The organism is Rhizobium ecuadorense (assembly GCF_001187535.1).
In the GTDB taxonomy this organism is placed as follows: domain Bacteria; phylum Pseudomonadota; class Alphaproteobacteria; order Rhizobiales; family Rhizobiaceae; genus Rhizobium; species Rhizobium ecuadorense.
This window is the reverse complement of the sequence record NZ_LFIO01000959.1, coordinates 1-5766: the sequence shown is the minus strand read 5'-3', so window position 1 is coordinate 5766 and position 5766 is coordinate 1. Positions and strand designations below refer to the sequence as shown.

Annotated in this window: 5 protein-coding genes and 2 pseudogenes; 6 read left to right on the top strand and 1 reads right to left on the bottom strand. The window is 55.0% G+C overall.

Translation table 11 applies throughout. The features are described 5' to 3' along the window. Positions 1 to 767: pseudogene (locus AF337_RS42355) on the top strand (IS256 family transposase); the annotation flags it as partial. Between the two features lie 464 nt (positions 768 to 1231). Here the strand turns inward: AF337_RS42355 and AF337_RS18060 are convergent. After that, positions 1232 to 1999 (bottom strand): SDR family oxidoreductase, encoded by a 768-nt coding sequence (locus AF337_RS18060; RefSeq protein ID WP_004671535.1) that lies wholly within the window; start codon positions 1997 to 1999, stop codon positions 1232 to 1234. 134 nt (positions 2000 to 2133) lie between these two features. Between AF337_RS18060 and AF337_RS18055 the strand changes: the two genes are divergently transcribed. From AF337_RS18055 to AF337_RS44490, 5 genes and pseudogenes are all read left to right on the top strand, one after another. Next, on the top strand, positions 2134 to 2643 hold the full coding sequence (locus AF337_RS18055) for a flavin reductase family protein (protein ID WP_008534378.1): 510 nt from the start codon (positions 2134 to 2136) through the stop codon (positions 2641 to 2643). A 72-nt stretch (positions 2644 to 2715) separates the two neighbouring features. Beyond that, complete coding sequence (locus tag AF337_RS18050) at positions 2716 to 3123, top strand: carboxymuconolactone decarboxylase family protein (RefSeq protein WP_004671531.1); 408 nt, start codon at positions 2716 to 2718, stop codon at positions 3121 to 3123. A 60-nt stretch (positions 3124 to 3183) separates the two neighbouring features. Continuing rightward, the gene (locus AF337_RS18045) at positions 3184 to 4305 is read left to right on the top strand and encodes an LLM class flavin-dependent oxidoreductase (protein ID WP_011053356.1); all 1122 of its coding nucleotides are present in this window, start codon (positions 3184 to 3186) and stop codon (positions 4303 to 4305) included. 123 nt (positions 4306 to 4428) lie between these two features. Continuing rightward, positions 4429 to 5598 (top strand): ABC transporter substrate-binding protein, encoded by a 1170-nt coding sequence (locus AF337_RS18040; protein ID WP_004671529.1) that lies wholly within the window; start codon positions 4429 to 4431, stop codon positions 5596 to 5598. Then, positions 5598 to 5766 (top strand): annotated as a pseudogene (locus AF337_RS44490) (aminotransferase); the annotation flags it as partial. The gene AF337_RS18040 and the pseudogene AF337_RS44490, both read left to right, overlap by 1 nt.

The following is a 5766-nucleotide window of genomic DNA, read 5'->3' as shown; positions in this document are numbered from 1 at the left end:
TGCCGTTATCCAGGAAGCGTATATCCAGGGAATCTCGACTCGTTCTGTCGACGACCTGTGGTGGATGCGACCTATCTCAAGGTCCGGCGTGGCGGCCGCATCGTCTCAGTCGCCGTCATTATCGCGGTCGGCGTCAATAACGACGGTCGGCGCGAGGTCCTGGGTATGGAAGTTGGCACCTCGGAGGCCGAACCGATCTGGACGGAATTCCTGCGCAGGCTAACGCGCCGCGGTCTACGCGGGGTGAAGTTGGTTGTCTCTGATGCACATGAGGGCATCAAGGCTGCCGTTTCCAAGGTTCTCAATGCCACTTGGCAAAGGTGCCGGGTTCACTTCATGAGGAACGTGCTCGCGCATGCTGGAAAGAGCGGCAGGCGGGTCGTATCCGCCTTCATCGCGACGGCCTTTGCCCAGGAGACCCCGGAGGCAGCAAGCCGCACAATGGCGCAGTGTCGCCGATCAAATCAGGCCGAAAGTGCCGAAGCTTGCCACCATCATGGACGACGCTGAAGAGGACGTGCTCGCCTACATGACCTTCCCCAAAGAGCACCGGGCAAAGCTGCACTCGACGAATCCAATTGAGCGTCTCAACGGCGAAATCAAGCGACGCACCGAGGTCGTCGGCATCTTTCCGAACGACGAAGCCATCGTCCGTCTCGTCGGCGCACTGCTGCTCGAACAGAATGACGAATGGGCCGTTCAACGCGCCAAGTATATGACGCTTGAGACCATGGCCCAAATGAGATGAGCCCCAAATCAGCCTGCCCCGCTGTGGCACGCTGATATCCCCTTCCGACCCATGTCGGGAAAGCACGGCCATCAGCCGCGACCTACACCACCTCCCGGGACACGATCGTATCACCTTGTATTCCGGACTAAACTTATGCCGACAGCGTTGCGATAGAGGGCATTCGGAACCAGCATGCGGCTATTCCGGAAGGTCGGCACTCGCATGACGTCATCTGACCGACATCGTGGGGTTATTCGACAAAAATTGCGAAATGTCCTTGATCCAGTTTCCGCTGTTAGATCTAGTTGTCGCCGGCAGTCCTTCTCCTTCTCTATCATATTTGCTGGAGCGTGCCGCAAGTCCGACAAGAGCTGCGCCTAGGCCAACAGCTCTGTGCTGTCATTGACGGGTTAGGAACACGTCAATGATCAACGAGGCTGGAGCCTTATACCCGGTGTTCCTGCCTCAAATGTAAGGGCATGACGAGTGCCGCCCTTTCCTTCACTTGACCAGGTGGTTTCCGATCGAGGAGCCGCCATCGACCGTCAGAATGCTACCGGTCGCGAACCTCGAACGATCGGACGCAAGAAAAAGCATTGCTTCAGCAATCTCTTCAGCTGTCCCCATCCGATCCATGACGGCACGGGCGTTGAAATCGCTGCGAAGCTTCGCGGGGTCCTTCGCTTCGGCGAAGATTTTCGTGAAGTAAGGAGAGTCGATTGTCCCTGGAGCGACCGCGTTGACACGAATTCCCTCTTTCGCATGATCCATGGCCATCGCGCGCGTCAGCGAAGATATTGCTCCTTTCGATGCTACGTAGGCAGTCCTGTCCGCGATTGCTGAGGTTGCGGTGTAGGAAGTCGTATTGATGATCGAACCTCCGCCGTTCCGTCGCATAACAGGAATGACGTACTTTGAGCAAAGGAAGATCCCTTTGACGTTTACGGACATAATCCGGTCCCAAGTTTCTTCAGGAATGGTCACCACATTCCCCGTCGTTCCGAACCCGGCATTATTGACGAGCACGTCGACCCGGCCCCACTTTGCGGTCGTCTTCTCAACCATGCTTTCCGCGTCCTTGGCGGACGAGACGTCGACGCGAACACCGAAAGCCTTCGAGCCGATCTCGTTCGCCACACGAACCGCGGCGTCTTCATTGACATCAGCAACAACCACATAGGCGCCGTTCTTTGCGAAAAGCTCGGCTGTCGCACGACCAATGCCGCTGCCGCCCCCTGTGACGATACAAACTCTTTGATTCAAATCCATCGACCATCTCCTCATTTTTGGGTGCCTTAGAAGACATTTTAGCAGACAATCTGTCAATTGTGAAAATCCAGTTGACAGATTGTCTGCTGATCTGTTTATCTAGGCTCGATCGAATTTGGCCGTGGGAGGACAATATGGCCGATACCAGCACTGAGGCGCAGTTGGCTTTTAAGGCAGCTATGCGTCGGTTCACATCAACCATCTGCTTGATCACGACCGAACTCAACGGGGTCCGTCATGGCATGGCCGCCACCGCGGTCCAGTCGGTTACCGCGGACCCACCAACTGTTCTTGTCTGCATCAACCAATCGGCTTCGGTGAATCAGCCTTTGAAGATCTCCGGGAAGTTCGCCGTGAACATGCTGCATCTTTCACATGCCGATCTTGTGCCGCTGTTCAGTGGGCAATTGAAGGGTGAAGAGCGCTTTCATTACGGCGAGTGGCTGTCTCTCGACGGCATGCCGGTCCTGTCCGATGCGCAGGCGGCGTTTGTCTGCAAGCTAAAAGATGTCGTTCACGTTGGAACGCATGATGTTGTGCTCGGAGAAGTGCTCGAAGCACGGTTCATCGAGTCAATCGCGCCGCTTCTCTACGAAAACGGTCAACTCGTCAGGTCGTCGTCCATCAGTGGATCGGCCGCATAGTAGGTGGCTTTAACCACCAATCACATCACTCATCGAAAGCCCAAGGGCGGCAAGGAGAAAAGCGTGAGCAATATGGCACCCGCAAGAGAAATTCATGGACGTGAAGTCACAGAGCGCTTTGAGCGCGGACTAAAGACCCGGCGCGAAGTCTTGGGGGGGGGCTATGTTGATGCGTCGGTCAGCAAAGCCACCGACTTCAATTGGCCGATGCAAACCCTCGTCACAGAATACTGCTGGGACGCGATTTGGAATCGGCCGGGCCTGGAGCGCAAGCAGCGCAGCATCCTCAATCTCGGGATGATTTCGGCCCTCAATCGTCCGCATGAGCTGAAACTGCATGTTCGCGGAGCAATCAACAACGGTCTTACCAAAGAGGAAATTCGGGAGGTTTTCCTCCAGGTTTCGATTTACTGCGGTGTTCCTGCGGCCATCGACAGCTTCCGCGTGGCAGCGGAAGTTTTCGACGAGATGGGCATCTAGTTATTCAACGCATTTGAGTGGGCTGAGCATCATCCGTTGCCAGCCCGAGGAGGGACTACAGTGACCGCACAAGACGATTTCCGCGCTGCCGGAAACCCAATGTTCAATGATAACAAGCTCAAGCTCGGCGTATTTGGCACGAATTGCTCGAATGCATGCGCGATTACGCTCGCTGAGACAACGTTCGAACCTACCTTCGACCACAACGTCGAGATTGCAAAGAAGCTTGAGGCAGCCGGTTGGGAATGCATGGTGCCGATTGCACGCTGGCGTGGTTTTGGCGGTCCTTCAAACTTCAATGGCGTGAACATGGATACGTTCACCTGGGCGGCCGCTCTCGCGGCGGTCACCACGAAGCTCCAGTTCTTCTCAACGACTCACATTCCGACGCTAAACCCGATTGTTGCAACCAAGATGGCGACAACAATCGATCACATCTCGAAGGGTCGATACGGCCTCAATCTCGTTACCGGCTGGTTCACTCCCGAAATGGAAATGTTCGGAGTTCCTATGATGGAGCACGACACCCGCTATGAATACGCCACTGAATGGATGGATATCGTCGAGACGCTCTGGAAACGCAATGGCGTTACCTTCGAAGGCGAGTTCCTCAAAGTCAAAGACGCCTTCAGTGAACCCAAACCCTACAACAAGGCGGGTCGCCCGCTCCTGATCTGCGCCGGCGCCTCGGGCAAGGGACTGCATTTCACCGCCAAGTTCTGCGACTTCAACTTCGGCTTCATGCAAGACATGGAATCCGGCGCTGCCTGGGTCAAAAAGGTGAAGGACCTGGCGCGTACTGAATATAACCGTGATCTTGGCACATTCACAGCTTGCCCCGTTATCGTTCGCGAAACGGAGAAGGAAGCAAAGGAATACTACGACTACTACGTCAACCAGAAGGGTGACTGGGAGGCATGCGAGAACATCTGTGAAGTTCTGCAGGTGCAATCTCAAAACCATTCTGCCGAAATGTATCAAAAATTCAAGGAACGCTTCGTCGCTGGCTGGGGTGGATACCCGATCGTCGGCAATCCAGAACAAGTCGCCGACAAGCTCGTGGATCTCAGCAATACAGGCGTCAACGGCGCCTTGCTGACAATGGTCGATTACAACGAGGAACTTCCCTTCTTTAACGACCGTGTCATGCCGCTGCTCAAGCAAGCCGGTCTGCGCAACTGAACCAGTCCTCGGGACGGCGATTGCCGTCCCGACACGAACTCTGCCAGATTCTGGCAGGATTTTCGCGGCTGGCGGCCAAAGGGGCCGGCGGTTGAGCGGAACCACAAGGGGAGGAGGCCCTGAATGCTGAAGAAAATCGTTGCAGCGCTTTTTACGCTGTCGAGCCTTTATCACATGAACGGCGTGGCGAAGGCTGACGGCCTCGATTCGTTGCCGCCGGACCAAAAGGCGCTTTACGAGAATATCGATCCCGCCATTCCGCTCGGGGGGACGGTGTACAAAGATTTTGTTCCAAAACGTCCACCGCCGTGGAAAATTGGTTATGCATCCACATATGCCGGTAATACCTGGCGCGCGAACATCCTGGACGAATTCACCAACGTATTGCTTCCGAGATATAAGGAAGCAGGCCTAGTCTCCGATCTAATCGTCACGCAGTCTGACCTCAAAGACGCTGTCCAAATCCAGCAGATGCGGCAGATGGTTGACGACGGTGTTGATGCGATCGTCATTTGCTGCTCGAACATTACCGCACTTAACAAGACCATAGAGTATGCTCATTCGAAAGGCGTGCCAGTCTTCTCAGTCTCGGGCTATGTCACATCACCCTACGCAATCAATGCCACAGAGAATAACACCGACGGTGGCTACAAGGCTGCTGAATGGCTTGCCAAGGAAATCGGTGAAAAAGGCAACGTCCTGATGGTATCGGGCATCCCCGGTTTCGCATCATCGGACAGCTTCGACATCGGCGCGAAGAACGCGTTCGATAAATTCCCCGGTATCAAAATTGTAGGCACGATAGCTGGCAAATGGACCGACCAGGTCGCCCAGGTTGAGGTTCAGAAGTTTCTTGCCACCAATCTTGCTGAGGTTAATGGCATTCTCGTTCAGTCCGCTTCAGAAAACGGTGTCGTGAACGCAGTACAGCAATCCGGCCGCGACATGATGCCTATCGTGCTCGGGGGTGAGGCTTCGGCAGCCTGCTACTGGCGTAAGAACCCTGATTTCATAAGCAAGAGCTTCCATTTCTGGCCGCCGCGGTCTGATGCCCGCCTTGTGTGGGACGTCATGATGCGAACGCTCGAAGGCCAGGGACCAAAGATCCAGTCGATTCTTCGTCCTGCGCTTCCTTACACCATTGATGACGTGAAGGAAGTGCTGAAGGAAGATTGCGATCCCAATTCCACGGATTGGATCGAGCCGAAGAACAACGGCTGGTGGCCTGCAGACGTCGCTGCAAACTACTTCGAACGTCCTGAAGATCCGTTAGCTTGGCGGCCGAAGAAGTAATGAATGTTCTCCGGAAGGAGACCTCCCAGCCTCCCGCGTCGGTTTCTATAATCGGCGCGGGAGGTATCTGCGATTTGATTGGAAATAGTGTGCTGGACTTTCACAGAATTCAACGTTTGCCGCCTTATGTTTTCGAACAGGTCAACCGTTTGAAAGCAAGCGCGCGAG

Bases quoted from the DNA above. Each gene is read 5' to 3' on its own strand.
- AF337_RS18060 (WP_004671535.1), bottom strand. From the start codon at position 1,999: ATGGATTTGAATCAAAGAGTTTGTATCGTCACAGGGGGCGGCAGCGGC.
- AF337_RS18055 (WP_008534378.1), top strand. From the start codon at position 2,134: ATGGCCGATACCAGCACTGAGGCGCAGTTGGCTTTTAAGGCAGCTATG.
- AF337_RS18050 (WP_004671531.1), top strand. From the start codon at position 2,716: ATGGCACCCGCAAGAGAAATTCATGGACGTGAAGTCACAGAGCGCTTT.
- AF337_RS18040 (WP_004671529.1), top strand. From the start codon at position 4,429: ATGCTGAAGAAAATCGTTGCAGCGCTTTTTACGCTGTCGAGCCTTTAT.